We start from the raw sequence: 25,813 nt of genomic DNA, 5'->3' as shown, positions 1-25,813 counted from the left end.
GATGGACGGGTCCGCAACCAGCCTCGACGAACGCCGCTGCGCCTTGATCGCGCGCCATGCGCCGACGCTGGCGGCCGCAATCGACGCGGTCCAGACCCGCAAGAGCTGGAGCCCCTGGAGCGACAGCCCCTCCACGAAGGTCCATGGTCCCGACAAGCCAGGTGCCGGCAAGGCGGCGTTCGAAGCGCGGCTCGGGACGACCTTTGATCTGGGCCAGCCCGGCGTCGTCGGCGCGGTCGGCGAGGAGGTCTCGCCCTTCACGCAACTACCGTTGAATATCCTCTATCCGAAGAGCGATCCGGGGGCCCTGGTCGCTGCGGCTGTCAGCGCCATGGGCGACTGGCGCGAGGCCGATTTCGAGCTGCGTCTGGCCCTCTGCCTGGAGATGGCGGCGCGGCTTTATGACCGCAACTTCGAGATGGCCCATTCGGTCATGCATGTGGCGGGCCAGAGCTACACCCAGGCATTCAGCGGCTCTGGCCCCAACGCCCTGGATCGGGGCGTGGAGGCCCTTGCCTACGCCGCCAAGGCGATGCGGGATGTGGCACCGTCGGCAACCTACCACCGCAACTTCGCCGGCGAAGCTGTCGCGCTGGAGAAGACCTATGTGCTTGTCCCGCGCGGGGTCGGGCTGGTGATCTGTTGCGCCTCCTTCCCGACCTGGAACGCCTATCCGGCGATGTTCGCCAGCCTCGCCACCGGCAACCCGGTTATCGTAAAGCCGCACCCCATCGCCATCCTGCCTATGGCCATTGTGGTCGAGACGAGCCGGGCCGTGCTCACCGATTTCGGCTTCGACCCCAACCTTGTGACGCTCTCCGTCGACAGCCTGGCCGAGCCTGTGGCGCAGTCCCTGGTCGATGACCCACAGGTGCAGATCATCGATTTCACCGGCAGCCCCCGGTATGGCGGCCATCTTGAACGCACGGTCGTCGGCAAACAGTTGTTCACCGAGACAGCGGGCGTCAACACCGTCGTCATCGAGAGCGTGTCCGACGTCGATGCCGTCGCCCGCGCCGTGGCCCGCTCGTCCAGCCTGTTCTCGGCCCAGATGTGCACCAGCCCGCAGGTGATCTATGTCGCGCCCGACCTTTTCGACCCGATGTCGAAGGCGGTCGTCGAACAGATCGACATGATTGCGAACGATCCGGCGATGGCCGCCGGGATCATGGGCGCGATCCAGGGCGCTGTGTCGCTGAAGGTTGTGGCCGAGGTCCGCGCTGTGGTCGCGGATCTGACCGACGTGCGGATGCTGCGCGAAGCCGCCCCCTATGCCCATCCGGAGTTCCCGGATGCCCGTACCCTGACGCCGCTGGTCATCGCGATCGAGGCCGGCGAACATGTTGACCTGTATGCAGAGGAACACTTCGGTCCAGTCCTGTTCCTGGTGAAGAAGGACGCCGACGAGGCGGTCATGGAGGCGACCTGTCTGGCCCGCACAAAGGGGTCGATCTCCTCCTATCTCTATTCGACCGACGAGACCTTCATCGACAGCGCAACGCCCGCCTACGAAGCCGCCGGGGCTAATCTGTCGATCAACCTGACCGGCGCAATGTGGATCAACTTCGCCGCCGCCTACAGCGATTATCACGTCACCGGGCTGAACCCTGCAGGCAACGCCTGTCTGGCGGACCTCGCCTTCGTCGCCTCCCGCTTCCGCATCGTTCAGCGACGCCGGCCCGCCGCGTGACGTCGGACGTTTTCATCGCCGGGATCAGCATGACCCGCTTCGGCAAACGGCTGGACGACAGCGTCAAGTCGCTCACAGCGGAAGCCGTGATGGCGGCGCTGGCCGATGCCGGTGCCGAGGTCAGTGATATCGAAGCGGCGTGGTTCTCCAACACCCGCCAGCCCATGCTGGAGGGCCAGAACACCGTGCGCGGCCAGATCGCCCTGCGCCCACTCGGCCTGACCGGCATTCCGGTCGTCAACGTCGAAAACGCCTGCGCCTCGGGATCCACCGCGCTCCTGTCCGCCCTCCACTGGATCAGGGCCGGCGAGGGCGACATCGCCCTGGTCGTCGGGGTCGAAAAGATGGTCTGGCCAGACCGGCCGGAGCGGGTCGCTGCGGCCTTCGCCGGAGGCACGGACATCCATGACCGCGATGGCGTGGTCGCCTACATTCGATCGATGGGCGGAGAAGATCCTGGTCCTGACCGAAGTCTTTTCATGGACCTCTACGCCGCCCAGGCCCGCGCCCACATGGCGCGCCACGGCACGACACAAGAGGACTTCGCCCGCGTCGCATCGAAGAACCACACGGCCGGAGCGCTAAACGAACGGGGTCAGTATGGTACGCCGATGACCGTCGATCAGGTCATGGCGGAAAAGCTCGTGGTCTTTCCCTTCACCCGCGCCATGTGCGCCCCGGTCAGCGACGGGGCGGCGGCAATGATCGTCTGTTCGGCCGCCGGTCTGGCCCGACTGGCCGGACCCGATCGCGCGGTTCGCGTGCGCGGATGCGCCCTGGTCAGTGCGGGCGACCGGGCGGCAAATGACTTCGACAACCATATCGGCCGTCGGGCGGCGACCAGGGCCTACGAGCAGGCCGGCATCGGTCCTGAAGCCGTCGATGTCGTCGAGGTTCACGACGCCACCAGCTACGCCGAAGTGCAGCAGATCGAGAACCTCGGCCTGGCGGAGCCCGGTACGGTCGGGTCGCGACTTGAAGCCGGCGATTTCGCCCTCGGCGGCCGGACGCCGGTCAATCCTTCGGGCGGCCTGGTGTCCAGGGGCCATCCGGTCGGAGCCACGGGCATCGCCCAGCTGTTCGAACTGACCACGCAACTGCGCAACGAGGCTGGCCCCCGTCAGGTCGAGGGTGCGCGCATCGCGGTGGCCGAGAACGGCGGCGGTTTCCTCGGCGTCGAGGAGGCGGCGACAGTCGTCACCATTCTGGAGCGGGCGGCATGAGCCATCCGATCCGGGCCCTTTACGACAACCTGGCGGCCAAAGCCGACCGCCCTGCCCTGTTCGACGGCGGCGTCACCCTGACCCACGGCGAACTGATCGCGATAGTCGAGGCGGCGGCCGGCGACCTTGGGGAACGCCGTATCGGTCCCGGCGATCGGGTGGGACTGTGTGCCCGGAACAGCTGGTGCCATGTCGTCGCCTATCTGGCGATCCTGCGCGCCGGCGCAGTCTGGACGCCGCTCAATCCGCGAAATGGTGCCCGGCTGAACAGCGATTTCCAGGCGCGAGCGAACCTGGCCCTGACCCTGGTCGACGCCGCCTCGGAAGTGGCGGCGGGCGTCTCGGCCCGGCCCGTCCCGCTGGAGGCATGGCTTGGTGGCCTCGGCGTCCCGACACCGCCTCTTGTCGCGGACGACCCAGATGCTCCATGGGCATTGAAATTCACCGGCGGTTCGACGGGCGTGCCCAAAGGGGTGGTCCAGAGCCAGGCCAGCGGGGCGGCTGCACTGCGATCGCTGCAGGCCTTCTACGGCTTCACCGCGGACGATGTGAATCTGGCGGTTGCGCCCCTGACTCACGGGTCATCGCACTACGTCCTGCCGGTGCTGGCGGCGGGTGGAGCGCATGTCCTGCTGGCTGAACCTGACCGCGGCGCGATTCTGGGCGAGCTCAAGTCGCGCGTCACCACCGTCTTCATGCCCCCGACCCTGATCACTGTGTTGATGAGTGAGGCGAATTTCACACCCGGGGATTTCCCGCGTCTGCGCCACCTGACCTATTCCGCCGCTCCCATGTCGCCGGACAGGATCGCCCAGGCCATTCAGCGCTTCGGCCCGGTCGTCTCGACCCTCTACGGCCAGACCGAGGCCCCCATGACCATCGCCGGACTGTCGCCGGAGGAAATGGCGGTCCCTGACAGTCGCGCCAGCGTCGGCCGACACTTCGCCGGCACGCCCGTGCGCCTGCTGACCCCCGACGGCGACCTGGTCGAACGCGGCGAAGGCGAGATCGTGGTCGGCGGCGACCTCGCCCGGACCCACTATCTCGATGCGCCCGGTCTGACGGCGGAATCACGCCACCAGGGCTGGCTGAAGACGGGCGACATCGGGCGAGTTGGCCCAGACGGCCTGTTGCACCTGATCGGCCGCTCGAAGGACCTGATCATCACCGGCGGCCATAATGTCTATCCGGGAGAGGTCGAAGCGGCGCTGAACCAGCACCCGGCGGTGCGCGAGGCCTGCGCCTTTTCCGAGCCCGATGACGTCTGGGGCGAACGGCTGGAAGCGGCGGTGGCGATCGCCCCGGGCGCGGACGCCGCCGATATCACAGCCTTCGTTCGCGACCGGATCGGCCCGGTGCGTGCGCCCAAACGTCTGCACCTGGTGGACGCCCTGCCCCGCAACCCGGTCGGCAAGGTGGTGCGCGACGACGTCCGCGCCCTGTGCCGGCGATTCCAATCCCGACCGCTGGAGCTTGCCCGATGATCGTGATCCCCAGGGACCGCATCAAGGAGATGAAATCGAAGGGCTGGTGGGGTGACCAGACGCTCGACGATCTGTTCCTGAAACACGTCGCCGCCCATCCGGATGCTGAAGCCCTTGTCGATCCGTTGAACGCGGCGGACGTCATCGGGGGGCAGCCCGACCGCCTGACCTGGCGCGAGACCGCCCACGCTGTCGATCGACTGGCGGCAGTCCTTGTCGCCCATGGCATCCGCAAGGATCAGGTGGTGGTCATCCAGCTGCCCAATATCGCCGAACTCAGCATCGCCTATCTGGCCTGCCTGCGGCTCGGCGTGATCGCCTGTCCCGCTCCTGTGCAGTATCGCGAAAGCGAGCTGGCCTACATTATCGAGCGCACCGATGCGGTCGCCGCCATCACGGCGGATCGGATCGGCAAACAGCAGCACGGCGAGATGATCGTCGCCCTGAAGGCGCGCTGCCCGACGCTGAAGACCGTCTTCGTCCTCGGCGAGACCTGCCCGACCGGAGCGCTCGATCTCGAACCCCTTATGGACGGGGTGACGGGCAAACAGCACCGTATGGCGGTCAAGGCGGCGAAGGACGCGCGGATCACCGCCGACGACGTCTTCACCATATGCTGGACCTCCGGAACGGAGGCCCAGCCCAAAGGGGTGCCCCGCAGCCACAACGAGTGGATCATCATGGGTGCCGGGGTCGTCGACGCTGCGGACCTGGAGCCCGGTGCCCGGCTACTGAACCCGTTCCCGATGGTGAACATGGCCGGCATTTCGACGGCCTTCGTTGGCTGGCTGCTGCTGGGCGGGGTCCTGATCCAGCACCAGCCGTTCGACCTGCCCGTCCTCTTGCGCCAGATGCGCGAGGAGAAGATCGACTACACGGTGGCCCCGCCTGCCGTGCTGAACCTGCTGCTTCAGAACGAGGCCCTGCTGGAGGGCATCGACTTCCGGCGGCTCAAGTCAATCGGCTCGGGCTCCGCGCCCCTGTCCGAATGGATGGTAAGCACCTTCCACGAAAAGCACGGCGTGCAGATCGTGAACTATTTCGGCTCGAACGAGGGAGCCTCGTTCGTCAGCGCGATGAAAGACCTTCCGGTCGCCGCCGACCGTGCGGGCCTATTCCCTCGCCTGGCCGAAGGCTTCCGATGGAACGCGGTCCTGCACGACCGGATCTTCACCCGTCTTGTTGACCCGGACACCGAGCAGGAAATCACGGACGCCGACAAGCCCGGCGAGCTGCGGGTCAAGGGTGCCACGATCTTTTCGGGTTACTGGCGCGCGCCGGAGATCAATGCCCGGGCCTTCGACGCCGACGGTTGGTTCCGCACTGGCGACCTGTTCGAACTGGCCGGCGATCGGCTTCAGCATCTGAAGTTCGTCGGACGGCTGAAGGACATCGTCATCCGGGGCGGAATGAACATCTCGTCCGAGGAGATCGAGAACCATCTGGTTGCCCATCCGGCCGTGGCCGAGGCCGCCGTGGTCGGGGCACCCGACCCGAACCTCGGCGAGCGGCTGGCGGCCTTCGTCGTCTACCGGCCCGGCCTGACGGCGACCCAGGACGAGATCAACCGGTTCCTGATCAGCGAGCGTCAGGTCGCGGTCTACAAGCAGATCGAACGGCTGGAGACGCTGGACGCCCTGCCCCGCAATCCGGTGGGGAAGGTGCTGAAACGCGACCTGCGCGCCGCCCTCAGAGAAAACGAGACCGCATGACCGCCGCCTTCGACAGCCTGCGCCTTCCCGTCTTCGCAGCCCCCATGTTTCTGGTCTCGGGACCGGAGATGGTCATCGCCGCTTGCAAGGCCGGGATCGGAGGGGCCTTTCCGACGACCAACTGCCGAACGGTCGAGGACCTGGACGGCTGGATGTCCCGGATCACCGAAGCCCTGAAGCCCGGCGACGCACCCTGGATCGCCAACCTGATCACCCATTCGACCAATGCGCGCCTGGCCGAGGATCTACGCCTGGTGGCACAGTACAAGCCGCCGGTCGTGATCACCGCCCTGGGGTCGCCGAAGCCGGTGATGGAGACGGTCAAGGCCTACGGCGGGCTGGTCTTTGCCGACGTCATCTCGATGACCCTGGCGAAGAAGGCCGCGGCCGCCGGGGTCGACGGCCTGGCCTGCGTCAGCGCGGGTGCGGGCGGACACACCGGCCACCTGTCGCCCTTCGCCTTCATCTCGGCGGTGCGGGCGTTCTTCGACGGCTATATTGCGGTCGGCGGGGGTGTCGGGGACGGTGCCGGCATCGCGGGCGCGGTCGCGGCCGGAGCGGACTTCGTCTACATGGGCACCCGCTTCCTTGCGACCACCGAGAGTATGGCCCAGGCGGCCTACAAACAGATGGTCATCGACTCGGGTCCGGACGATCTGGTGGTATCGGACTCGGTCACCGGCACTGCCGCCTCGTGGCTCAAGCCATCGCTGGCGGCTGCCGGTCACGACCCGGGCAATCTGGGCGGCCCGGTCGAGCGCAACTATGCATCCGGCGGCGACAACAAGCGCTGGCGCGACATCTGGGCGGCCGGACAGGGCATCGAATCGGTCAAGGCGGTGGAGCCGATTGCCGACGTGGTCGCCCAGTTGGAGCGGGAATACGTTGCGGCGCTTGAGCGGTTCGAACGCAAGACGGCCGCATTCACGACCCTGCGCGGGGCGGCGTGAGCGAACCCGTCCGTTTCAAACTCGATCCGACCGTCGACGGGCTGGAGCTCGTTCGACGCTGGATCGCGGCGGGCGATGGCGTGGGCGGCTTCCTGAAGCGGCTGGGTTCGCATCCGGTGGAAGCGCGCGAGGGCTTCGTGCGGCTGGCGCTGAACATCGACCCTGGCCACGCCAACTTCATCGGCCTGATTCACGGCGGGGTGACGGCGGCCCTGATAGACATGGCCGGCGGGGCGGCGACGATGAGCATCCTGAAGCAAGGCCAGACGCTGGTGACCTCGGATCTGACGATGCGCTTCCTCAACGCCGCGCCCGGCACCACCGCGCGGCTGGAAGCGACCGGGACGGTGACCTGGCGTGACGACCGGAAGGCCGTGGTGACGGCCGAGGTGACCACCGATGCGGGCGTGGTGGTCGCCCAGGGGACGGTCGGCGTGGCGATCCGGGCGGCGAAATGACTTTCGCTCATCCCCGCATTCGCGGGGATGAGCGGAGTCCGTTAATCAGACCCCCACCACGAAACTGACCGTGGTCGTCGTGGACCCGCCGATGTTCAAGGTCTGCACATTCCGCGCACCCTCGACCTGATAGTCGCCGGCCGTGCCCGTGGTCTGTTTGAAGGCGTCCAGGGCCATCCGCACTCCGGTCGCCCCGACCGGATGACCGCAACCGATCAGACCGCCTGAGGCGTTGATCGGCAGCCTGCCCCCCATCTCGATATCGCCGGCCTCAACCGCCTTCCAGCTCTCGCCCGGCGCAGTCAGGCCCAGGTGATCGATGGCCATGTATTCTGTCATGGAGAAGCAGTCGTGGGTCTCCACGGCGTCGATACCCGACAGGTCGAGACCGGCCCGGGCACGGGCGTCATCGATGGCGCGCTTCACCTGGGGGAAGACGTAGGGCTGGCCCTCGCTGGCCTTGATCTTGCGGCTGTAGTCGATGGGGGCATTGCGGTGGCCCCAGCCCTTGATGCGGGGAATGCTCTCCAGCGCAATGCCGTGCTTACTCGCATACCTGGCGGCCCGTTCCGGCGAGGCCAGGATGATGGCGGCGGCGCCGTCGGTGACCTGGCCGCAGTCAGTTTTGCGCACCCGGCCCTCGATGACCGGATTGGCCTCGTCGTCGTCGGTGAAGCTGGCGTTGGAGAAGCTGTAGTTGCGGGTCTGGGCGTTCGGATTACGTCGCCCGTTGTCGAAATTGATCTGGGCGATGCGCCGCAGGTGCCTTTCGTCGATGCCGTAGCGCCGGTCGTATTCCTCGGTCAGGTCCGAGAAGGCGCGCGGCCAGGCGTAGGTGGCGTCCAGATACTCGTGCCCGGCCCAGGCAGCGGCACCCAGGTGCTCAGCTGCGGTGACACCCGGGACATTGCGCATCATCTCGATGCCCAGGACCATGGCCGTGCCGTAGCGTCCCGACTCAATATCGGCCGCAGCGGCCATGATGGCGAGGCTGCCCGAGGCGCAGGCGGCCTCATGACGCGAGGCCGGCATGCCGGTAAACCGCTCGTCGGTCATGGCGAAGAAGCCGCCCAGCATCCCCTGTCCGGTGAACAGGTCGCCGACGAAGTTGCCGACGTGGCCCACGTCGATGTCCTCAGGCTCCAGACCCGTCTCGGCGAGGGCACCGTGGACGGCCTCTGCGAAGCCGTCGCCGATCTCCAGCCCCTCGCGCGCATAGTTGCGCCCGAAGTCAGACTGCCAGCCGCCGAGGATGTAGGTCATGTCAGCTTATCCTTACGCTGCAAGCGCCGCCTTCGACGCCCGAATGGTCTCGCCCTGCTCCCAGGTCGCATGGGTTCCGCTCGATATCCGGCCGGGCAGGATGATGCGCGCTACCGGACCGTCGGAGAGTTTCCGCGCATCATAGATCACGCATTCGGACCGGTCCTCGATAATGTCGGTGACATAGGTGATCAGATAGCCGTCATCTTCCTCGGTCGCCCCCACGCGAGGCGCGAACCCAGGCTCCGAGCCATAGCGTTCCGGCCCGAAGTCAACGGCCCAGCTGTCCAGCGTCTCCATGTCGTGCTTGACGAGCCCGGTGAACAGGAACCAGCCAGGCTTCGACACGGCGGAGTAGGCCCAGCGATACTTCACGCCCGCGAACTGGTTGTTGATGATACCGAACTCCAGCACCCGGTCGTCCAGCCGCTGTTCCGTGGTCTCACCCGTCTTCAGATCGAAGCGCCAGCGATGCAGCTTGGGCTGGAGCATGTTCTGATCGAGGAAGGTCATGATCCGCTCATGCCCCGGCCAGGCGTCCGGGCTGGTCTTGGGCACCGGATTGTCCTGGAAATAGCCGTCCAGAACGATGGTATCGCCGTCCTCCCATGCATTCAGGAAGTGCAACACATAGGTGGCGTCACCCTCGAACCATCGGACGTCGGCCTCGCCGCCGAAGCGGGGGATCAGGCCAAAGCGAGACTTCATGTCGGGATGGAACCGGGCCACATGGAAGCCCTTGGGCAGCAGGTCCTGTTCCCAGAACAAGGGGAAGTCGTTGAGGATCGACCAGTGGGTCGTGAAGGCCATGTCGTGCGGCAGGCGCGGCCCGGGCAGCGGGACTGGCGTCAGATGCTTCAGCCTGTTGTCGGAACCGACCACCCCGTAGTGCATATAGGGCGCGGCCTTGGAGTAGTTGAAGAACAGCAGCTCACCGGTCCTGGGGTCGACCTTCGGGTGGGCCGAAATGCCCTCGGGCGGACACCAGCCGTCCGTCCCCATCGGCTCCAGCGTGTAGGGATCGATCCGGTAGGCCTCGCCACACTGGTAAAAGGTCGAGAGTATGGCTCCGGCGTGGATGATGACGTCGGTAGAGGACGAATCCTTGAGCCCCCCATGGGCGCCCCAGCCGGGCCTTTCCGACAGGGAAGGATGCTCGGCCAGACCGGCCCAGAGCGCGCGCCCCGCCGCCTGTTCCGCATCGAAGCCAGCGGTGCGGACGAAGCGGTTGCGATAGCTGGCCTTGCCGTCCCTGAAGCTGATTGCGTGCAGCATGCCGTCGCCGTCGAACGGATGATAGCGGCCCAGCGGCTGGTGGATCGGGTTTTCGGTGTTGCGCACATAGACGCCGTCGATGTCGATCGGGATCGTCCCGATCACCGTCATGTCGTCAGCGGTGTGTTCCTCGTTCTGGGGCGTCCATGCACCCTGCATATAGGGATGCGCCCGATCGGTCAGCGTCACCTTCAGGGCCGACGTTGTCCTGCCCTCGGTGAATGCGGTGCGGGCCTCGCCCGTCTGTTCCTGTCCCATTGATCGCTCCTCATTCCACAAGGACTACGCCTAGTGGGTTGCGTTAACATACCATGCTTGCGGCGAAAGGCGAGAGAGGATTAGTATGAAAGTGAAAGCGACGCCGGATCCGCCGGCGCGACAGGGAACGACCATGGCCGATCATGCCCCCCCCGCAATGGACTTCGACGGCCTGAGGCCACCCAGTCCCTTCATGACGCCTGCCCATGAGGCCTGGCGGTCCAGGCTGCGCGGTTTCGTGGATGGATATATCGCGCCGCATCTGGATCAGTGGGACGCGGCGTCCGATTTCCCCGACAGTCTCTACAAGGACGCTGCGCGGGAAGGCATCAGCGGCATGGGATTCCGCGAGGATCTGGGCGGCACGGGTGAGAACATCGACCTGTGGGATCGAATCATCTTCGCCGAGGAGTTTTTCCGCATGGGTTCGGGCGTGGTCTTCGCAGACCTCGCTACACCCTGGATCGCCTTGCCGCCCATCATCAACGGCGGCACGCCCGAGATGCTGGACCGCGTCGCCCGGCCGGTGCTGGCGGGTGAAAGGAAAATCGCCTTCGCAGTGACCGAACCCGGCGGCGGATCGGACGTCTCGGGGTTCACGACGACCGCCGAACGAAAGGGCGATGTCTTCATCGTCAACGGCGGCAAGACACTGATCTCCGGTGCCATGAAGGCGGACTATCTGCTGACGGCAGTGCGGACCGGCGGGCCCGGCATGGGCGGCCTGTCGATGCTGCTGATCGAGACGGACCGCCCGGGCGTGACGCGCGGTCCCCTGCCCGGGCTGCAGTGGTACAATCGGAACAACGGATGGCTGAACTTCGACAATGTCGAGGTCCCGGTGACCAATCTGGTCGGGGTCGAGAACCGGGGCTTCGCCGGTCTCGCCAGCCAGTTCAACATCGAGCGGTTCTCCGGCATCGCCGCGACCCTGGCCATGACCCGCACCTGTGTCGCCGAGGCCATCGCCTTTGCCCGGGAGCGTCAAACATTCGGCAAGCGACTGATCGACCATCAGGTGATGCGTCACAAGATCGTGGACATGGTCCAGCGCATCAAGGTCGCCTACGCCATGCTGGACATCCTGGTCTGGCGCTTCGGTCGGGGCGAGGTCCCTGTCGCGGATCTGGCCCTGCTGAAGGTGCAGGCGACGACGACACTGGAGCACTGCGCCCGCGAAAGCCTGCAGGTCCTGGGCGGCCGCGCCTATACCGGAGGAAACCGCGTCGAACGTATCTATCGCGAGGCCCGAATCTTCGTCATCGGCGGCGGATCGGAAGAGATTCTGCGCGATCTGGCGGCGAAACAGATGGGGTTCTGAGCCGCATGCAAAAAAACCCCGCTGCTTTCGCAGCGGGGTCGAGGCGTGTCAGGTCAGGAAAACCTGGAGTAGATGCGGCTCAGAAGTTGCGCCGCAGGGTGACCCCGTAGGTGCGGGGGTCGCCGAGGAAGGCCGAATAGGAGCCCGCCTGGAAGGTCGCGGGGATAACGCGACGATAGTAGTCCTGGTCGAAGACGTTCCTTGCGAAGATGTCCAGCTGCCAGGCCTCGTTCGCGCCCCGGAGGGAGAAGCGAACATTGGCGGTGGTGAAGCTGTCCTGGATGCGGTTCGGATCGAACCCGCCAGTAAAGAACTTCGATGAATACCGGGCGTCCGCATAGGCCACGCCGGTCAGGCCGTCGCCGATCGGAAACTCCCAGGTCACCGAGGAGACATTGACCCAGTCCGGGGACTGCTCCAGCTCAAGGCCCGAATACTGACGGTTCAGCACGTTCACCGGATAGTAGGCGTCGGTATAGCTGAGGCCGTTGGTCATGGTCAGCCCGGGAGTCGGCTCCCAGGTGAGCTCGAGCTCGGCACCCTTGGTAATGACCTCGGCCAGAGAGCGGACCACGAAGCTGACGCCCGTGAACTCGATCAGCTGGAAGCCTTCGAAGGTCTGATGGAAGGCCGCGAAGTTGGCCCGCAGGGTCCTGTCAAGGAATTCGCCCTTGATGCCGATCTCATAGGCGTCGACCGTTTCCTCGACGAAGGCCAGATCGCGGGCATTCGGCGCTGCGCGGTTGGTGAAGCCGGCCCGATCGAAGTTGTAGCCACCCGACTTGTAGCCCCGCGAGTAGGACGCATAGGTGTTAAGCGACTGGTTGACCCGGTAGGCGATGTTCGCCGTTCCGGTCGTAGCCTCTTCGGTGCGGGCGTCGCTATCGCCCGCCGGGTTCAGCCGGGTGTCCCAGAACGGGGCGCAGAAGCGGGTGATGCCGGGGGCGTCACTGGTCAGCACGGCGCTGTCGCAGGCCGGGTTGAAGTTCTCACCCCGGTAAGTGATTTCCTTGTCGTTCTGCGTGTAACGCAGACCGGCGGTGATGCTGAGGGCTTCCGTGACGTGGAAGACGTTGTGGGTGAAGAAGGACAGATCCTGCCCGCTTTGCTCGCCGATGCCGCGGGCACCGTCGCCGGGCCTGAACGCGGCCAGGGTTGAGGCCTGAAAAGTCGCCGCCCCGCCGTAGATCAGCGGATAGTCGGCACCCATCCGATACGCGCTGTCGTTCAGCACAGTCTCATCCGCGTAGAACAGGCCCACCAGCCAGTCGAGACGACCGTTCTCCCCCTGTAAACGCAGTTCCTGGGTCAGGACGTCGAAGCCCTGGTGCAGACCGTCGGGGGCGAAGAAGCCCAGGTCGGCGCCCGAGTGGTCGAAGTCCTGGGACCGGAAGGCTTCCCAGCTGCGGAAGGCACTGACCGAGTTCAGCGTCGCCCAGCCCAGATCCCATTCTGCAGAGGCGGACACACCCATATCCTCGATGTCCTCCTGGTTCTGTCGGATCTTGTTCTTGGAAGCGCGGCGGTCGAACGGATTGGTCGAGGAATAACCGATCCCGCCGCGTGCGGCGGCCAGCTGATTGACCAGATTGTAGGTGGGGCCGGCGATGGCGAGGAGCGCGACACAGCAGTTCTCGTCGCGGTTCGTATAGTCGGCCGTAAAGGTCCAGCTGAGGGTTTCGGACGGACGCCACAGCAGCTTGGCGCGTACGAACTGCCGGTCGAGATTGTCCAGGGTCGCGTTCGAGTTGGCGTCAGAATGGAAGCCGTCACGCAGCTCGTAACTCCCCTCGATGCGGAGGGCCAGTTCATCGTCGACCAGCGGGAAGTTCGCGGCACCAGAAATCCGGCGGTCGTTGAAGCTGCCGTAGGAGCCGGAGATATTGCCGCTTATACCATTGAAATCAGGCTGTTTCGTCGTGACATTGATAATGCCTGAAGATGTGTTGCGGCCGAAGAGCGTGCCCTGGGGCCCGCGCAGGACTTCGATTCCCTGCAGGTCGCCGAGTTCCGAAAGGGCTACCCCCGTACGGGCCCGGATGACGCCGTCGATGATCACGCCGACGGACGATTCGAGGCCGGGGTTGGTCGAGGTCGTGCCCACACCCCGGATGCGGATCGAAGAGTCCGAGCCGCCGCCAGGAGTCTGGAACTGAACACTCGGGGCCAGGCTGGTCAGTTCGCGGATATCGCTGACGCCGGAGTTATCCAGTTGTTCGCCACTGATCGCCGTAACGGCGACCGGTGCCTCGATCAAGCGCTGCGCGCGGCGGGTGGCCGTAACGATGATCTCATCGACGACCGTTGCCTCCTGCCCGGACTGTGCGAGGGTCGGCGTCGCGGAAAGCGTCGCGGCGATGACCAATGCGGATATGCTGACTGTGCCTCTGATGTTCACGCCCAATCCTCCCATGAGCCCTCGTTCACCGAGGTGCTTCTGCGCCCAATGTGTCACTGGCGAATTGAGACTGTCAAATAGCTTTTGTAATCAGACCGACATGTGTACTTCTGTGTGAGCACGGCGACACGGTCCAGCCACGCCTGGGCCGTCCGGAGACCGCGCGAGCTCAAGTTCGACGAAGTTTTTTGAGGTTAAATCTCGTATAATTAGGGAGTTAGTGGCCATCTATCGCAAGTCGCACTGGACAGAACCCCGCAAGGAGCTCGCTTACCTTGACGCGAATGCGAAAGAAGCAATCCACTATCTCGCAACTGCGAAGGTCACTTTCATCTTGAGATTGAACAAGGTTACGGCATGAGCGCGGTTGAGGATGTGACGGGCGTGAAGCAACCGTCGGAGCCGGGACTCTGGCCCCATTCGGGCTGGGCCTGGTTCGCAGTCGCCGGCTTGATGGTGGCCTATACGTCCAGCTTCATCGATCGCCAGATCCTGACCCTGCTGGTGCAGCCGATCCGGGCCGACCTGACGATTACCGACACTCAGTTCAGCCTTCTGGCCGGGATCGCCTTCTCCCTGTTCTACACCGTCATGGGCGTGCCGCTGGCGCGACTGGCGGACCGGGGCAGCCGGCGCTGGATCATCTTCTGGGGTATCGTGGTCTGGAGCGTGATGACCGTGGCCTGCGGCCTTGCCAACAGCTTCTGGGCGCTGTTCGCTGCCCGCATCGGCGTGGGAATCGGCGAAGCTGCCCTTTCGCCCGCCGCCTATTCGATGATCTCCGACTACTTCCCGCCGCGACAACGGGCCCGTGCCCTGGCCGTCTATTCGATGGCCCCCTATCTGGGTGCCGGTCTGGCCCTGATGATCGGCGGCGCAGTCATCGACATCATCGCCCAGGCCGGGGCGATGAAACTACCCTTCGTTGGCGAACTGGCACCCTGGCAGCAGACCTTCGTTCTGGTCGGTGCCCCGGGCCTGCTGATCGCCGCACTCTTCGTCATCGTGCGCGAACCGCCGCGCCAGGGGGTGGTGAAGTCGGGCGTCCAGGCGGGCGTCCTAGGATATATGTGGTCGCGCAAATCGACCTTCTACATGCTGATCTTCGCCTTCTCGATCTTCGGCATGGCCGGGATTTCCTATCTGGCCTGGGCACCTGCGGTTCTGATCCGCCAGCATGGGATGACCCCGGCCGAGGTTGGCTTCGCCTATGGACTGGTTCTGCTGGCCGCCGCCACGCCAGGCGTACTCGTGGGCGGCTGGCTCACCGACATGTTCGCCGGCAAGGGCCGCACAGACGCGCCCGTTCGGGTCGCCATCCTGGCTCTTGTCGCCAGTATCCCCTTCGCCATAGCCATGCCCCTCATGCCCGACCGCGATCAGGCTCTTGCCGCCCTCGCCGGCTTCAGCTTTTTCGCGGGCGTGATGAACAGCCTGCCGGCCACGGCGCTACAGGCCGTCGCGCCGAACCAGCTTCGGGCCCAGATCACCGCTATATACTTCCTGATCGGCAACCTGATCTCGCTCGGCCTCGGCCCCACCGTCGTGGCTGCCATCAGCGACAATTGGCTCGGCGGTGACCAGAGGATCGGCCTGTCCCTCGCCATCGTCAGCGGGGCGACCATCACCGTCGCCGCCCTGATGCTCACCCGCGCGCTAAGGCCTTTCCGCGACAGTGTCGAGGAAGCCAGGGCGTGGCAGGAGCCTGCCCAATGAACGATGCGCGCCTGACGGTCCCGTGGTTCGACCCCGCACCGCCGGCGGCCGAGGACTGTGTCATCCCGCTGCTGATCGACCGCTGGGCGGCCGAGACGCCGGACACGGTCTTCATCCGTTTCGAGACCGGCGAGACCTGGACCTGGGCCGAGACCCGCAGGCGCGCAGTGTCCACCGCCGCCGCGCTTCAGGCGCGTGGTGTCAAGGGCGGGGACATCGTCGCGGCCTGGGCGCCGAACGGCCCGACCCTGCTGCGCGCCTGGTTCGGTGCCAACTATGCCGGCGCGGCGCTCGCCCCCATCAACACAAGCTTTCGCGGCAAGCTGCTGGAACACGCCATCGGCAAGACCGGTGCCAGGCTGCTGATCGTCCACCCCGACCTTGCGCCACGTCTGGAAGGTCTGTCGCTTGGTGTGGCCGAACGGCTGATCCTGACCGGGCCGTCAGAACCACCGGCCTTGCCCGTCGTGATCGAGGAGGCTTCGGCCCTCGACGGCGATCCGACTGACTTCATGCCTGTGGAACAGCATCCCTGGGATCCGCCGGTGATCATCTTCACCTCCGGCACAACAGGCCCTTCCAAAGCAGTAGTCACCTCCTACGTGCAGGAATGGACGACGGCCAGGGTGACCTATGGCTACATGGTCCAGTCCGACCGGATGCTGGTGAATCTGCCGATGTTCCATGTCGGCGGCATCGCGGCGATCACGGCGGCGGTGGCCTGCGGCGGCTCGGTCGCCCTGTTCGAGGCCTTCGACACCCGCCGATTCTGGGACACCGTGCGCGAGACCGGCTCAACGGTCTGCTCCGGCCTGATCGGTGCCCTGACCTCCTTCCTGATGAAGGAGCCGCCGAAGCCCGACGACGCCGACAACTCGCTGAGGATGGTGACCCTGTCGCCGATCAACGAGGACACCGTCGCGCTCGCTAAGCGGTTCGGCTTCGACTATCTGTCGGGGTTCAACATGACCGAGGTGTCCGGGCCGCTGATCAGTGCGGTCAACGAACCGGTGATGCGCTCCTGCGGCCGTGTTCGTGTCGGCATGGAGTGCCGCATCGTCGACGATCACGACAACGAGGTCCCGCACGGCGAGCCGGGCGAACTGGTCATCCGCTCCGATGCCCCCTGGACCCTTTTCAGCGGCTACCTCGGCGATCCGGAGGCGACGGCGAAGGCCTGGCGCAACGGCTGGTTCCACACCGGCGACCTGATGTGGCGCGACAGCGAGGGCTGCTTCTTCTTCGTCGATCGCAAGAAAGATGCAATCCGCCGACGCGGCGAGAACATGTCCTCTCTGGAAATCGAGCTCGAAGTCATCGCCCACCCCTCCGTGCGCGAATGCGCCGCCTACGGCGTCGACCTGCCCGGTGGCGAACAGGAGGTCATGGTGGCCGTGGCACCGATCGACGGTGCCGAGATCGACGCGCGCGAACTGCTCGAATGGCTGATCCCGCGCATGACCCATTTCATGGTGCCACGCTACGTCCGGGTAGAAGCTGCCCTGCCCAAGACCCCAACCAACAAGATCCAGAAGACCGGACTGAGGGACGAGGGGGTCACAGCCGGGACCTTCGACCGTGAAGCGGCAGGGCTGGTGATTCGACGCCAGAAATTGACGGTTGCTTGATAAGACCTAATGGCGATGCCTAAGAGGGGGGATGCCCCGCGTCCCGCCGAGAACTCGTCTGGTTCCAAAGAGCTCGGTCAACCGCGCCCTTAACGCTCTCGGCGATCGATGGAGCCTGTTGGTCGTCCAGGAGGCCTTTCTCGGCGCAACGCGGTTCGAGGAATTTCACGCCCGCCTCGGCGGTGCCCGGTCAACACTCTCAAGCCGCCTCGCGGCGTTGGAAAGGCACGGCATCCTGGTCAAGAAGCCCCACAAGGATGAGGGCGCACGTATGGCCTACCATCTGACGCCGCGCGGACTGGGTCTGTTCGATTCCATGATGCTGATGTGGGGCTGGGGCGTGCGCTGGGGCGTGACCGGCGGCCGGGCACCAACGGTCTTCACTCACACCGAATGCGGCAAGCCCATGTTGCCCGAGCTCCGCTGCGGTGGCTGCGGCGAGCCGCTGACGCTTCACACCTGCTCCTTCACGCCCGGCCCCGGTCAGGGGATGGAGAAGCTGCCGGTCCAGCGGATGCACCGTCGTCGCCAGCCCAACGATGAGGCCCCGACCATCGAGCTTGTTGACCTGCTGGGCGATCGCTGGACCGCCCTGGTGGTCAGTGTGCAGTATTTCGGCCTGCACAAGTTCGACGAGATCCAGAGCATGCTTGGAATCGCGTCCAACATTCTGACCGACCGGCTGCGGACGCTGGAGATGTCGGGCATTTTCGAGAGACGCCTTTATGAGATGACGCCGCCCCGGTATCAATACCGGCTGACGACCAAGGGGCGCGACCTCTATCCCCATGCCCTGACCATGATGACCTGGGCCGATACCCATCTGAAGGACCGCGCCGGACCGCCTGTCAGGATCAGGCACGCTTGCGGTGAACCTCTGAGCCCTCAGGTCTCCTGCAGCGCCTGCAAAGGCAGGCTGACGCTGCAGAACGTTCTGATGAAGGCTGGCCGGATCAAGCCGACGGCGTAAAGAAAGTTCGCTTTTGAAAGTGACCTTTCGGCGCTTGCACTAGCAGACCTATGGCCTTAGCGTTCGATCAGCAGGAACGCAGGGAGACGGGCCGTGGGTCAAAAAATGCAGGTCGTGGAGGCCATGATGGCCGCCTGGAAGAAGCGCGATGTGGAGGGCTTCATTGCCACCCTCGCCGACGACATTGAGTACCATTGGCACCCCACCAAACGTCCGGCCGTGGGAAAGGACAAGATGCGCAAATTCCTGTCCAACTACGAGGCCGGCTTCGATCAGCAGGAGTGGCGGGTCACCCACTCGGCCGAGAACGGCGAAGTTCTGTTCGTCGAGGGGATGGAGGTCCTGGTCGATCGTGCTTCGGGCGCGAAGATTGACAACCCCTTCGTCCAGGTTTTCCAGGTTCGCGACGGCCTGATCTACCGGATGCGCGACTACTACGACACATCGCAGGTCCATGCGCCGGCGAAGCCGGACATCGCGAAAGCCTCGGCATGAGTACGCCGATCGAACGCTTGCGCGCGCTGATGGCGGCGTCGGAGATGCGCGACAAACCCGCCTTCCTCGACTTCTTCGCCGAAGACGTCGAATACCACTACCATGTCGGCACCCGCCCCCTGATCGGGAAGGCGTGGGTCGACCGGTTCATCACCAGATACTGGGCCAACCATTCGGCGACGAAGTGGACGCTCGTGAACTGGGCCGAAAACGGCGAAAAGGTGCTGACCGAGGGGCAGGAGGACTATGTCAACGCCGATGGCGTCAGCGTCTCCCACCCTTATATGGGCATCATCGAATTCCAGGACGGAAAGATCGTGGCCTGGCGCGACTATTTCCAGATGAAGGACCCGGCGGCGACCTAGGGCATGATTGGAGCCTGATTCACGGCATCAGCGGAATCGCGAAGCGATTCCACCTCAGCCGATCAGGCTCTAGGTGTCCGCCGGCATCCGCGCCGCTCTCAGCGCAGAGCGGCGCACCTTGCCCGCATCATCGCGGAGCCGTTCGGTGGTCACCTCCAGCGACCGAGGCCGCTTGTAAGGCGCGATCCGCTCCATCAGAAATGCGTTCAGCCCGGTCCGATCCAGAGCCCCGTCTGCTGTCTCAACGATGGCGTGCACCCGCTGGCCAAGGTCGGCATCCGGCAGCCCCACCACCACGCTGCACAGGACGCCGGGGAAGCTGTCGATCGCCGCCTCGACCTCGGCAGGATAGACGTTGGCCCCCCCTGAGACGATCATGTCCACGCGCCGATCGGCCAGGTAGAGCCAGCCTTCCTCATCGACATAGCCCATGTCGCCCAGCGTCTCGAACGTCCCGTTCGCACGCGGCTCGGCACCGAGGTATCTATAGGTCGTCCCCTGCCCGCGCAGCGGCATGAAATAAATCTCTCCGACCTCGCCGGGAGCACAGGCTTCGCCGGCCTCGTTCAGCACCTTCATCTCAAAGCCAGGCAGGACCTTCCCGACCGAGCCGGGATGATCCAGCCATTCGACGCCACGAATACCGGTACCGCCGAGAGCCTCGGTGCCAGTGTAGATTTCCCAGACCGTCTCGGGGCCTACCCACTCGATCCATTTCTGTTTCAACCAGGGGGGACAGGCGGCGGCGATATGCAGGACGGCGTCCAGCGACGAGACGTCATGTTTCGCCTTCACATCGTCGGGAAGGGTCCAGATTCGATGCATCATCGTCGGCACCTGGAACAGCCAGCTGACCTTGTACCGGTCGATCAACCGCAGGGTTTCCTCCGCATCAAAGCGCGGCATCAGGACGATGTGCAGCCCCCAGCCCATGGCGAAACAGGTCATGCCGAACGGGGCTGCGTGATAGAGGGGCCCGGGGTTCAGCAGGACATCCTCCGGGATCATGCCGAGCAGCAGGACGTCTGGGTCGACCATCGCCGGTGCCATGTCGACGATGACCTTGGGCCGCCCGGTCGAACCGCCGCTGGCGATGGCCTTCAGGTGTTTCGATACGATCTCCGGAAGGGGCGATGCATCGGCCATGGCGTCCCAGGTCTCCGCCTCCGACAAACACCGCGTATCGCCGACCTTGGCGGCGTCCTCGATAACGATCAGCCGCGGCTTCAACAGGTCGAGAATGCCCGCAAGCTCGGGTGCCGGCAGCTTGTGAGACAGGGGTGCAGGCGTCGCGCCAAGCGCCCAGACCGCAAAGGCCAGCTCCAGAAAGGCGGGGCAGTTCGGCAGGGCGATGGCGACAAAGTCACCCTCGACCACTCCCGCCTTCTGCAGCGTGCGCGCCCGCTGGTTGACCCGTTCCGCCAGCTCTCTCCGCGTAAGGGTCTCGCCCTCAAACGTCAGGGCCGGGCGATCAGGATCGCGCGCAGCATGAACATTCAACAGGGAACCGACCGCCCGGGGCGCGGGCATGGCGACCCCGGGCGTGGACATCAAGCGTGGCCTGGCTGGACGGATCATGCGGCGGACTTCGTCTCCACGATGGACGCTTTCTTCGGCGGCCAGGGGATCATCAGGCTGGTCCGGGCCATATAGCCCTCATAGCCCGGGCGCGTATGCTTCAGGCGCTTTTCGTATGACACGCCGCCGCTGTACTTCAGGAACATCACCATCAGCAGCAGTGGCCCGACAATCGAGGCGGTGCCGAGCAGGCCTGTCTCCGCCGCGATCAGCCACAGGCCGAACCAGACGCACAGGTCGCCGAAATAGTTGGGATGCTGGGTATAGCGCCACAGACCCTTGTCCATCACGGTTCCGGCCGTGCCCGGCGTTTTCTTGAACCGCACCATCTGCCAGTCGCCCAGGCTTTCGAAGATGATGCCGAAGACAGTCAGCCCGGCACCGATCCAGCCGATGAGGCCCACCGCGACCGGCGACGACGACAACTGGCCCAGCTGTACAGGCAGGCTGACGATGAACAGGATCGGCGACTGCAGCTGGAACACCAGGACCCAGGCAGCCTTGGGATAGCTCATGCCCTTCGCCTGGGCCCGCTCCAGCATCTTCACATAGCGTCTGTCCGGCCCATGATCCCGCCAGCGCCACAACATATAGCCGCCCAGCCGCAGGCCCCAGACGGAGACCAGCACGAGGATCAGCTGCATCCGCTGGTCCGAGCCGTCGGCCATGAAGAAGGTGGTCACACCCATGAAGGCCAGCCCCAACGCCCACCAGGCGTCGACGAAGGTCACGTCCCGGATGGCGACGCCAATGCCCCACAGGATGACGAAGGACGCGACGCAGATCGCAAAGTTGATCCCGAGAATGGTCAGGATTTCGGTGATGGGCGGCATGGTTTGGTCTCCCCCTTGATCGTCCGACGTCTAGCGACCGGTCGACAGTTCCTTGACGTGCAGCATCCTGGCCATGGCCCGCTCCATCCCCTTGGGATCCCGGGCCAGGGCGGCACGACTCTCGATGGCGAACCGGTCGGTGTCGATCTCGTCGATGCCGCGCGTGATCCCCTTCAACGCCGCGCGGGCGATGTCTTCGGGCTGCTCCTTGGCACCCTTCACATGTGAGGCCATCCGGGTGTCGACCGAACCGACGATCAGGGAAGTGACACTGGTCCCCTGCCCCGCCAGCTCGGCGCGAATGCAGGATCCCGCTGCCCGCATGGCGAACTTCGACGGGCTGTAGCCGCCCATGTTCGGCACCGCGACGATGCCCCCGACCGAAAGCACGTTCAGGATCGCTCCTCCACCATTGGCTTTCAGCACCGGGGCGAAGGCGCGCGCCATCTGCAGCGGTCCGAAATAATTGACCTCCATCTCGTCGCGTGCAGCGGAGATGTCGTCAGAGCCGATCAGAAGCTTGTTGTGGAAGGCACCGGCGTTGTTGACCAGTATCGACACGTCGGGACAGGCCGCGGCCGCGGCCTCGATCTCGTCCGGTTTGGACACGTCGAGCCGCACAGCAACGACCTTGCCGGGATATCGGTCCTCAAGATGTCTGGCCGATGCCGGATCGCGGGCACCGGCATAGACCCTGGCAGCCCCGTGCTCGATCAGCACATGCACAAAGCCTTCGCCTATGCCCCGGTTGGCCCCGGTGACGATGGCCGCTGAGCCCTCGATGTCCATCCGCTCGCCTCAGGCTGCCGTATAGAGGATGTCGTCAGGCCTCTTGGCCCCGCGCCGAAGCTCCGAGGCATCCCGAGTGATTGCCCCCCGCGCCCATGTCTCGGAGAGCTCGCGCTCCTCGTTCCATTCCCAGCACATGGTGCGTCTGAAGATGCGCCATTCGTCGCCGCGCTTCTCCATCTGGTCCACGCAGCGGGCCAGGGTCCGGGTATCGAACTCCTGCCCCTTCACCGTCAGGCGCGAGGCGGTGAGGATGTAGCATTCTGCGGTCGCAGTGGTCGCCGACTTCAGATCGATGACCATGTTCATGGCCAGGTGATTCATCAGACCGGCCTTGGAAAGCCGCTCCTTGACCACAGCCACCCATTCCGACGCCGGGCCATCGAAAGTGCCGCCGTGATCCTCCCATCCGTCGGGCCAATAGGCGCGCTCGACCAGGTTCGCATCGCTGCGATCACAGCCGCGGAGGAACTTCAGCAGCACCTCCTCGATCGCCTTCTTGTCGAGCAGCGCCTGGACCTCGGGGTCGCGGTCGGCCATCCTGTCGTCCTCCGGTCGTCTCATTTAGTCTTTAAACGAAAGTGACATGGCTTGCGTTAGCGGGCAAGTCTGTCCGGCGACGTCACAGCCGCAGCAGACCCGGGGGTGCGACGATCACGCGGGGAATGGCCTGCAGGACCATGGCCGCCACCGCGAACTGTTCCGGCTTGGTGCGCACGCCGACCGGGGCGGTGTCGACAAGGTCCATGGCGATCCTGACCCCGGGCAGGCCGTCGATCTCGATTTGCCAGTGAGGCTTGCCGGCGAACGGTGCCTGGGCCGGATCCATGATCCAGTTGACCTCGTGGGTGATGCGCCTCACCCCGTCGATCAGACCATGCACACGCCAGGTCGTGGCCGAGACCGTGCCCTTGGGAATGATCCCCGCCGCGATGGTCAGATCGCGCTCCGCCACGCGAACCGCGTGGTCCGGTTCGAACCGATCCAGGTCCAGGTCTAGCCGCGCTGCCAGTCCCTCCACGCTCTGCGAGAACATGGCCGTAAAGGTCTCCGCCAGCGGCCCGCTCAGCAAGTTGACCCTGCCCGGTGCGGTCCCGAAACCCAGGGCACCGAAGACATAGTCCGGGTTTGGAACCGTTGTGCAGTCAATGATCTCGCGAGTCGCGATGTTCCGGTGCGACAGGCACAGGGCCGTGGCGTTGACCGCCATCCGCTCCGCGACCCAGCCGGGATTCACTCCGGTTCCGGCAAGGGTGGCACCGCCCTTGCGCGCGCTCTCGGCCAGCCCGTTCGCATAGTCGATACCGAGCGCGGCGGGCTCGAAATAGTGGTTGATGCTAACGACATTCTTGCCGGACTCCAGCAGTCTTCTCACGTCCGCATCATGTCCGTCGTAGGGCGCAGACAACATCGGCGTGTGGATCACCACGTCTGCGTCCAGCGCCAGGATCTCGTCAATGGAACGGGTCGCAGACACCCCCGTCTCCGGCCGACGCGCGATCTCTCCGGCGTCGCGCCCGGCCTTGGCGTCGCTATAGACCAGCAGGCCGACCAACTGGAACCGGTCGTCGTCCAGAACCGCCCGCAGGCAGGCCTTGCCCATGGAGCCGGTCGCCCACTGGATCACCCGAATGGGTCTGGTCATCACGCCTCCCGACGCTGTCGCGGCGTTTCCATGGCCCAACGCTGACTGCATAAGTCCAGAAACGCAAGCTGCTTGCCAAGCGCGGCTGAGCGATTAGTGTGTTTACGCAAGCGACAGTGGATCGCGTGGAGAGACGCCCATGGCCGAGCCCCCCTTCTGGCAGGCACTTATGAAGTCGGTCAACTTCTACGCTCGCTTTGCCCCGTCCTTCACCCGCGTAGGCTATGTCGCGCGCGGCCTGCCGTTCAAACCGGTCAAGGCTGACTACTCAGGCCAGAAATGGCTCGTCACCGGCGCGACCGGCGGCCTCGGCAAGGCCACAGCGCTGCGGGCCACGGCCAAGGGCGCGACCGTCTACGCCATTGGCCGCAATGTGAAGGCTCTGGGCGAACTGGTCCGCGAGGCCAGGGGGCCGGGGTCCATCGTGGCCGTCACCTGCGACCTGTCGTCGATGGCCGCCGTCGCCGGCCTGTCGAACCGTCCCGAGATCGCGGCGGTAAAGTTCGACGTCCTCGTCAACAACGTCGGCCTGCTGATGCGTCACTTCGAGGCGACGCCCGAAGGACTGGAGACCTCCTACGCCACCAACCTTCTCGGCCACTGGATCCTGACAGAGGATCTCCACAAGGCCGGCAAGTTGAAGCCAGGCGCGAACATCATCAACGTCGTCTCCGGCGGCCTCTATAACCTCGGCCTGAACAAGAAGCTGCTGAACATACCCGAGGCGCATTTCAACGGCTTCGCCGCCTATGCTGCCCACAAGCGGGCTCAACTGGCCCTTGCCGAACACTGGCGCACCGCCTGGGCCGCCGACGGGATCAGGACCTATGCCGTCCACCCCGGATGGGCGGACACCGCCGGGGTGAAGACCAGCCTTCCCAAATTCCGCAAAGTCCTGGCCCCCATCCTGCGCAATGACCACGAGGGTGCCGATACGATCGATTGGCTGGCTGCGACCCGCCCCCCCGAGGTCGTCGACGAGATCTGGTTCGACCGCAAACCCCGAACCGCACACGCCTATCCGCACACAAGAAACCCGCGCACATCCATCGCCGAGGTGGTCGCCTTCCTGGACGCAGACCGAAAGCGCCTGGCCGTCTGACGGCAGGGCCTGGAGTTTCACGCAGAGGGGCCGGTCACACGATGCCCGGATGTAGCAACAGACGCCTGACTTGATGGCCGCAACTGGCCCTCATTGCACCTGGGAGCCAACCATGAGTGACGAGAAGGACATCCACGAGTTCTCAGACCGCTTCTCGGCGGCTCTTGGGCGCGGTGACAGTGAGTCTGCGCGCACCTTCTATGCTCCGGACGCAAGGATCTGGCACAATTTCGACGACCACGAACAGTCGGTCGAAGAGAACCTCAAGACGCTGGCCTGGATGCATCGCAAGCTACCGGTCCGGAAGTACAATATCCTGCGCCGGGAGATCCTCCACGATGGCTGGATTCAGCAGCATGTCCTGGAGGCCACCCTGCCTGACGGCCGCCTGTTCCGCATGGCCGCCTGCTGCGTGGTCCGGATGAAAGACGGTCTGATCACACGGCTGGACGAGTATCTTGATCCGGCCCAGGCAGCCGTGCTCAAGGACATCAAGGGCTAGGTCCCGGCCGCGGCACCCGCCTTCAACCGACCGGGCACCGCAACCCTGATCCCGGTCAGTCGGCTGATGGCCGTCCACGCGGCTCCGACCCCCATTTTCCGGCCCTGTCCTGCGGAGACATGAGGTTGTCGAGGATCCGCACCGGGGGCCTCGGCCGA

At 65.1% G+C, this 25,813-nt stretch carries 22 protein-coding genes; 14 read left to right on the top strand and 8 right to left on the bottom strand.

The annotated features are described in order from the left end of the window. The first annotated feature begins 1 nt into the window (after position 1). The 6 genes from HZ989_RS08440 to HZ989_RS08415 are packed head-to-tail and all read left to right on the top strand — an operon-like array spanning position 2 to position 7,517. On the top strand, positions 2 to 1,690 hold the full coding sequence (locus HZ989_RS08440) for an aldehyde dehydrogenase family protein (RefSeq protein ID WP_209320419.1): 1,689 nt from the start codon (positions 2 to 4) through the stop codon (positions 1,688 to 1,690). After that, positions 1,687 to 2,913: a thiolase family protein gene (locus HZ989_RS08435; protein WP_209320418.1), complete on the top strand. Its 1,227-nt coding sequence runs from the start codon at positions 1,687 to 1,689 to the stop codon at positions 2,911 to 2,913. The genes HZ989_RS08440 and HZ989_RS08435 overlap by 4 nt, the downstream gene beginning before the upstream one ends. Next, entirely contained in the window at positions 2,910 to 4,397 is a 1,488-nt protein-coding gene (locus HZ989_RS08430) for a class I adenylate-forming enzyme family protein (protein WP_209320417.1), read from the top strand. Before HZ989_RS08435 ends, HZ989_RS08430 begins: the two co-directional genes overlap by 4 nt. After that, positions 4,394 to 6,109 carry a class I adenylate-forming enzyme family protein gene (locus HZ989_RS08425; protein ID WP_209320416.1) on the top strand — a complete coding sequence of 572 codons (1,716 nt, stop codon included), beginning with the start codon at positions 4,394 to 4,396 and terminating at the stop codon, positions 6,107 to 6,109. Before HZ989_RS08430 ends, HZ989_RS08425 begins: the two co-directional genes overlap by 4 nt. Then, a complete protein-coding gene (locus HZ989_RS08420; RefSeq protein WP_209320415.1) occupies positions 6,106 to 7,059 on the top strand; it encodes a nitronate monooxygenase family protein in 954 nt (317 codons plus the stop codon). The genes HZ989_RS08425 and HZ989_RS08420 overlap by 4 nt, the downstream gene beginning before the upstream one ends. Continuing rightward, positions 7,056 to 7,517: a PaaI family thioesterase gene (locus HZ989_RS08415; RefSeq protein ID WP_209320414.1), complete on the top strand. Its 462-nt coding sequence runs from the start codon at positions 7,056 to 7,058 to the stop codon at positions 7,515 to 7,517. Before HZ989_RS08420 ends, HZ989_RS08415 begins: the two co-directional genes overlap by 4 nt. 45 nt (positions 7,518 to 7,562) lie before the next feature. Here the strand turns inward: HZ989_RS08415 and HZ989_RS08410 are convergent, their stop codons facing one another. Beyond that, positions 7,563 to 8,780, bottom strand: coding sequence for an acetyl-CoA acetyltransferase (locus HZ989_RS08410; protein ID WP_209320413.1), 1,218 nt, complete (start codon positions 8,778 to 8,780; stop codon positions 7,563 to 7,565). Between the two features lie 12 nt (positions 8,781 to 8,792). Then, positions 8,793 to 10,313 (bottom strand): carotenoid oxygenase family protein, encoded by a 1,521-nt coding sequence (locus tag HZ989_RS08405; protein WP_209320412.1) that lies wholly within the window; start codon positions 10,311 to 10,313, stop codon positions 8,793 to 8,795. Between the two features lie 133 nt (positions 10,314 to 10,446). Here HZ989_RS08405 and HZ989_RS08400 point away from each other — a divergent pair, with 133 nt between their 5' ends. Further along, a complete protein-coding gene (locus HZ989_RS08400; RefSeq protein ID WP_209320411.1) occupies positions 10,447 to 11,634 on the top strand; it encodes an acyl-CoA dehydrogenase family protein in 1,188 nt (395 codons plus the stop codon). 79 nt (positions 11,635 to 11,713) lie between these two features. Here HZ989_RS08400 and HZ989_RS08395 read toward each other — a convergent pair whose 3' ends face one another. Beyond that, a complete protein-coding gene (locus HZ989_RS08395; RefSeq protein WP_209320410.1) occupies positions 11,714 to 14,032 on the bottom strand; it encodes a TonB-dependent receptor in 2,319 nt (772 codons plus the stop codon). A 357-nt stretch (positions 14,033 to 14,389) separates the two neighbouring features. On the opposite strand from HZ989_RS08395, the gene HZ989_RS08390 reads away from it, so the two are divergent. The 5 genes from HZ989_RS08390 to HZ989_RS08370 all read left to right on the top strand — a co-directional run bounded on the left by HZ989_RS08390 (position 14,390) and on the right by HZ989_RS08370 (position 19,206). After that, the gene (locus HZ989_RS08390; protein WP_209320409.1) at positions 14,390 to 15,748 is read left to right on the top strand and encodes an MFS transporter; all 1,359 of its coding nucleotides are present in this window, start codon (positions 14,390 to 14,392) and stop codon (positions 15,746 to 15,748) included. Further along, on the top strand, positions 15,745 to 17,376 hold the full coding sequence (locus HZ989_RS08385) for an AMP-binding protein (RefSeq protein ID WP_209320408.1): 1,632 nt from the start codon (positions 15,745 to 15,747) through the stop codon (positions 17,374 to 17,376). The genes HZ989_RS08390 and HZ989_RS08385 overlap by 4 nt, the downstream gene beginning before the upstream one ends. A gap of 31 nt (positions 17,377 to 17,407) precedes the next feature. Beyond that, positions 17,408 to 18,346, top strand: coding sequence for a helix-turn-helix domain-containing protein (locus HZ989_RS08380; RefSeq protein WP_245162323.1), 939 nt, complete (start codon positions 17,408 to 17,410; stop codon positions 18,344 to 18,346). A 93-nt stretch (positions 18,347 to 18,439) separates the two neighbouring features. Beyond that, positions 18,440 to 18,841, top strand: coding sequence for a nuclear transport factor 2 family protein (locus HZ989_RS08375; protein ID WP_209320406.1), 402 nt, complete (start codon positions 18,440 to 18,442; stop codon positions 18,839 to 18,841). Beyond that, complete coding sequence (locus HZ989_RS08370; protein ID WP_209320405.1) at positions 18,838 to 19,206, top strand: nuclear transport factor 2 family protein; 369 nt, start codon at positions 18,838 to 18,840, stop codon at positions 19,204 to 19,206. The genes HZ989_RS08375 and HZ989_RS08370 overlap by 4 nt, the downstream gene beginning before the upstream one ends. A gap of 69 nt (positions 19,207 to 19,275) precedes the next feature. On the opposite strand, the gene HZ989_RS08365 is transcribed toward HZ989_RS08370, so the two are convergent. The 5 genes from HZ989_RS08365 to HZ989_RS08345 form a co-directional block, all read right to left on the bottom strand. Further along, positions 19,276 to 20,757, bottom strand: coding sequence for an AMP-binding protein (locus tag HZ989_RS08365; RefSeq protein WP_209320404.1), 1,482 nt, complete (start codon positions 20,755 to 20,757; stop codon positions 19,276 to 19,278). A gap of 23 nt (positions 20,758 to 20,780) precedes the next feature. Further along, complete coding sequence (locus tag HZ989_RS08360) at positions 20,781 to 21,617, bottom strand: DUF1295 domain-containing protein (protein WP_209320403.1); 837 nt, start codon at positions 21,615 to 21,617, stop codon at positions 20,781 to 20,783. 30 nt (positions 21,618 to 21,647) lie between these two features. Beyond that, complete coding sequence (locus HZ989_RS08355) at positions 21,648 to 22,406, bottom strand: SDR family oxidoreductase (protein WP_209320402.1); 759 nt, start codon at positions 22,404 to 22,406, stop codon at positions 21,648 to 21,650. 9 nt (positions 22,407 to 22,415) lie between these two features. Next, positions 22,416 to 22,946: a nuclear transport factor 2 family protein gene (locus tag HZ989_RS08350; RefSeq protein WP_209320401.1), complete on the bottom strand. Its 531-nt coding sequence runs from the start codon at positions 22,944 to 22,946 to the stop codon at positions 22,416 to 22,418. Positions 22,947 to 23,028: 82 nt separating this feature from the next. After that, positions 23,029 to 24,051 (bottom strand): hypothetical protein, encoded by a 1,023-nt coding sequence (locus tag HZ989_RS08345; RefSeq protein WP_209320400.1) that lies wholly within the window; start codon positions 24,049 to 24,051, stop codon positions 23,029 to 23,031. A gap of 139 nt (positions 24,052 to 24,190) precedes the next feature. Between HZ989_RS08345 and HZ989_RS08340 the strand changes: the two genes are divergently transcribed. Together HZ989_RS08340 and HZ989_RS08335 are read left to right on the top strand one after the other, a co-directional pair. After that, on the top strand, positions 24,191 to 25,153 hold the full coding sequence (locus tag HZ989_RS08340; RefSeq protein WP_209320399.1) for an SDR family NAD(P)-dependent oxidoreductase: 963 nt from the start codon (positions 24,191 to 24,193) through the stop codon (positions 25,151 to 25,153). Positions 25,154 to 25,265: 112 nt separating this feature from the next. Further along, positions 25,266 to 25,655, top strand: coding sequence for a nuclear transport factor 2 family protein (locus HZ989_RS08335; protein ID WP_209320398.1), 390 nt, complete (start codon positions 25,266 to 25,268; stop codon positions 25,653 to 25,655). The last annotated feature ends 158 nt before the right edge of the window (positions 25,656 to 25,813 follow it).

Origin of the sequence: Brevundimonas sp. AJA228-03, from assembly GCF_017795885.1 — a bacterium.
Lineage (GTDB): Bacteria > Pseudomonadota > Alphaproteobacteria > Caulobacterales > Caulobacteraceae > Brevundimonas.
Note: the sequence above shows the minus strand (reverse complement) of the source record. Positions and strands in the feature narration are given on the sequence as shown.

What these genes read in the sequence shown, in the direction of transcription:
- HZ989_RS08440 (WP_209320419.1), top strand. Translation starts at nt 2, where the DNA reads ATGGACGGGTCCGCAACCAGCCTCGACGAACGCCGCTGCGCCTTGATC.
- HZ989_RS08430 (WP_209320417.1), top strand. Translation starts at nt 2,910, where the DNA reads ATGAGCCATCCGATCCGGGCCCTTTACGACAACCTGGCGGCCAAAGCC.
- HZ989_RS08425 (WP_209320416.1), top strand. Translation starts at nt 4,394, where the DNA reads ATGATCGTGATCCCCAGGGACCGCATCAAGGAGATGAAATCGAAGGGC.
- HZ989_RS08420 (WP_209320415.1), top strand. Translation starts at nt 6,106, where the DNA reads ATGACCGCCGCCTTCGACAGCCTGCGCCTTCCCGTCTTCGCAGCCCCC.
- HZ989_RS08410 (WP_209320413.1), bottom strand. Translation starts at nt 8,780, where the DNA reads ATGACCTACATCCTCGGCGGCTGGCAGTCTGACTTCGGGCGCAACTAT.
- HZ989_RS08405 (WP_209320412.1), bottom strand. Translation starts at nt 10,313, where the DNA reads ATGGGACAGGAACAGACGGGCGAGGCCCGCACCGCATTCACCGAGGGC.
- HZ989_RS08400 (WP_209320411.1), top strand. Translation starts at nt 10,447, where the DNA reads ATGGCCGATCATGCCCCCCCCGCAATGGACTTCGACGGCCTGAGGCCA.
- HZ989_RS08390 (WP_209320409.1), top strand. Translation starts at nt 14,390, where the DNA reads ATGAGCGCGGTTGAGGATGTGACGGGCGTGAAGCAACCGTCGGAGCCG.
- HZ989_RS08385 (WP_209320408.1), top strand. Translation starts at nt 15,745, where the DNA reads ATGAACGATGCGCGCCTGACGGTCCCGTGGTTCGACCCCGCACCGCCG.
- HZ989_RS08380 (WP_245162323.1), top strand. Translation starts at nt 17,408, where the DNA reads ATGCCCCGCGTCCCGCCGAGAACTCGTCTGGTTCCAAAGAGCTCGGTC.
- HZ989_RS08370 (WP_209320405.1), top strand. Translation starts at nt 18,838, where the DNA reads ATGAGTACGCCGATCGAACGCTTGCGCGCGCTGATGGCGGCGTCGGAG.
- HZ989_RS08365 (WP_209320404.1), bottom strand. Translation starts at nt 20,757, where the DNA reads ATGTCCACGCCCGGGGTCGCCATGCCCGCGCCCCGGGCGGTCGGTTCC.
- HZ989_RS08360 (WP_209320403.1), bottom strand. Translation starts at nt 21,617, where the DNA reads ATGCCGCCCATCACCGAAATCCTGACCATTCTCGGGATCAACTTTGCG.
- HZ989_RS08355 (WP_209320402.1), bottom strand. Translation starts at nt 22,406, where the DNA reads ATGGACATCGAGGGCTCAGCGGCCATCGTCACCGGGGCCAACCGGGGC.
- HZ989_RS08350 (WP_209320401.1), bottom strand. Translation starts at nt 22,946, where the DNA reads ATGGCCGACCGCGACCCCGAGGTCCAGGCGCTGCTCGACAAGAAGGCG.
- HZ989_RS08345 (WP_209320400.1), bottom strand. Translation starts at nt 24,051, where the DNA reads ATGACCAGACCCATTCGGGTGATCCAGTGGGCGACCGGCTCCATGGGC.
- HZ989_RS08340 (WP_209320399.1), top strand. Translation starts at nt 24,191, where the DNA reads ATGGCCGAGCCCCCCTTCTGGCAGGCACTTATGAAGTCGGTCAACTTC.
- HZ989_RS08335 (WP_209320398.1), top strand. Translation starts at nt 25,266, where the DNA reads ATGAGTGACGAGAAGGACATCCACGAGTTCTCAGACCGCTTCTCGGCG.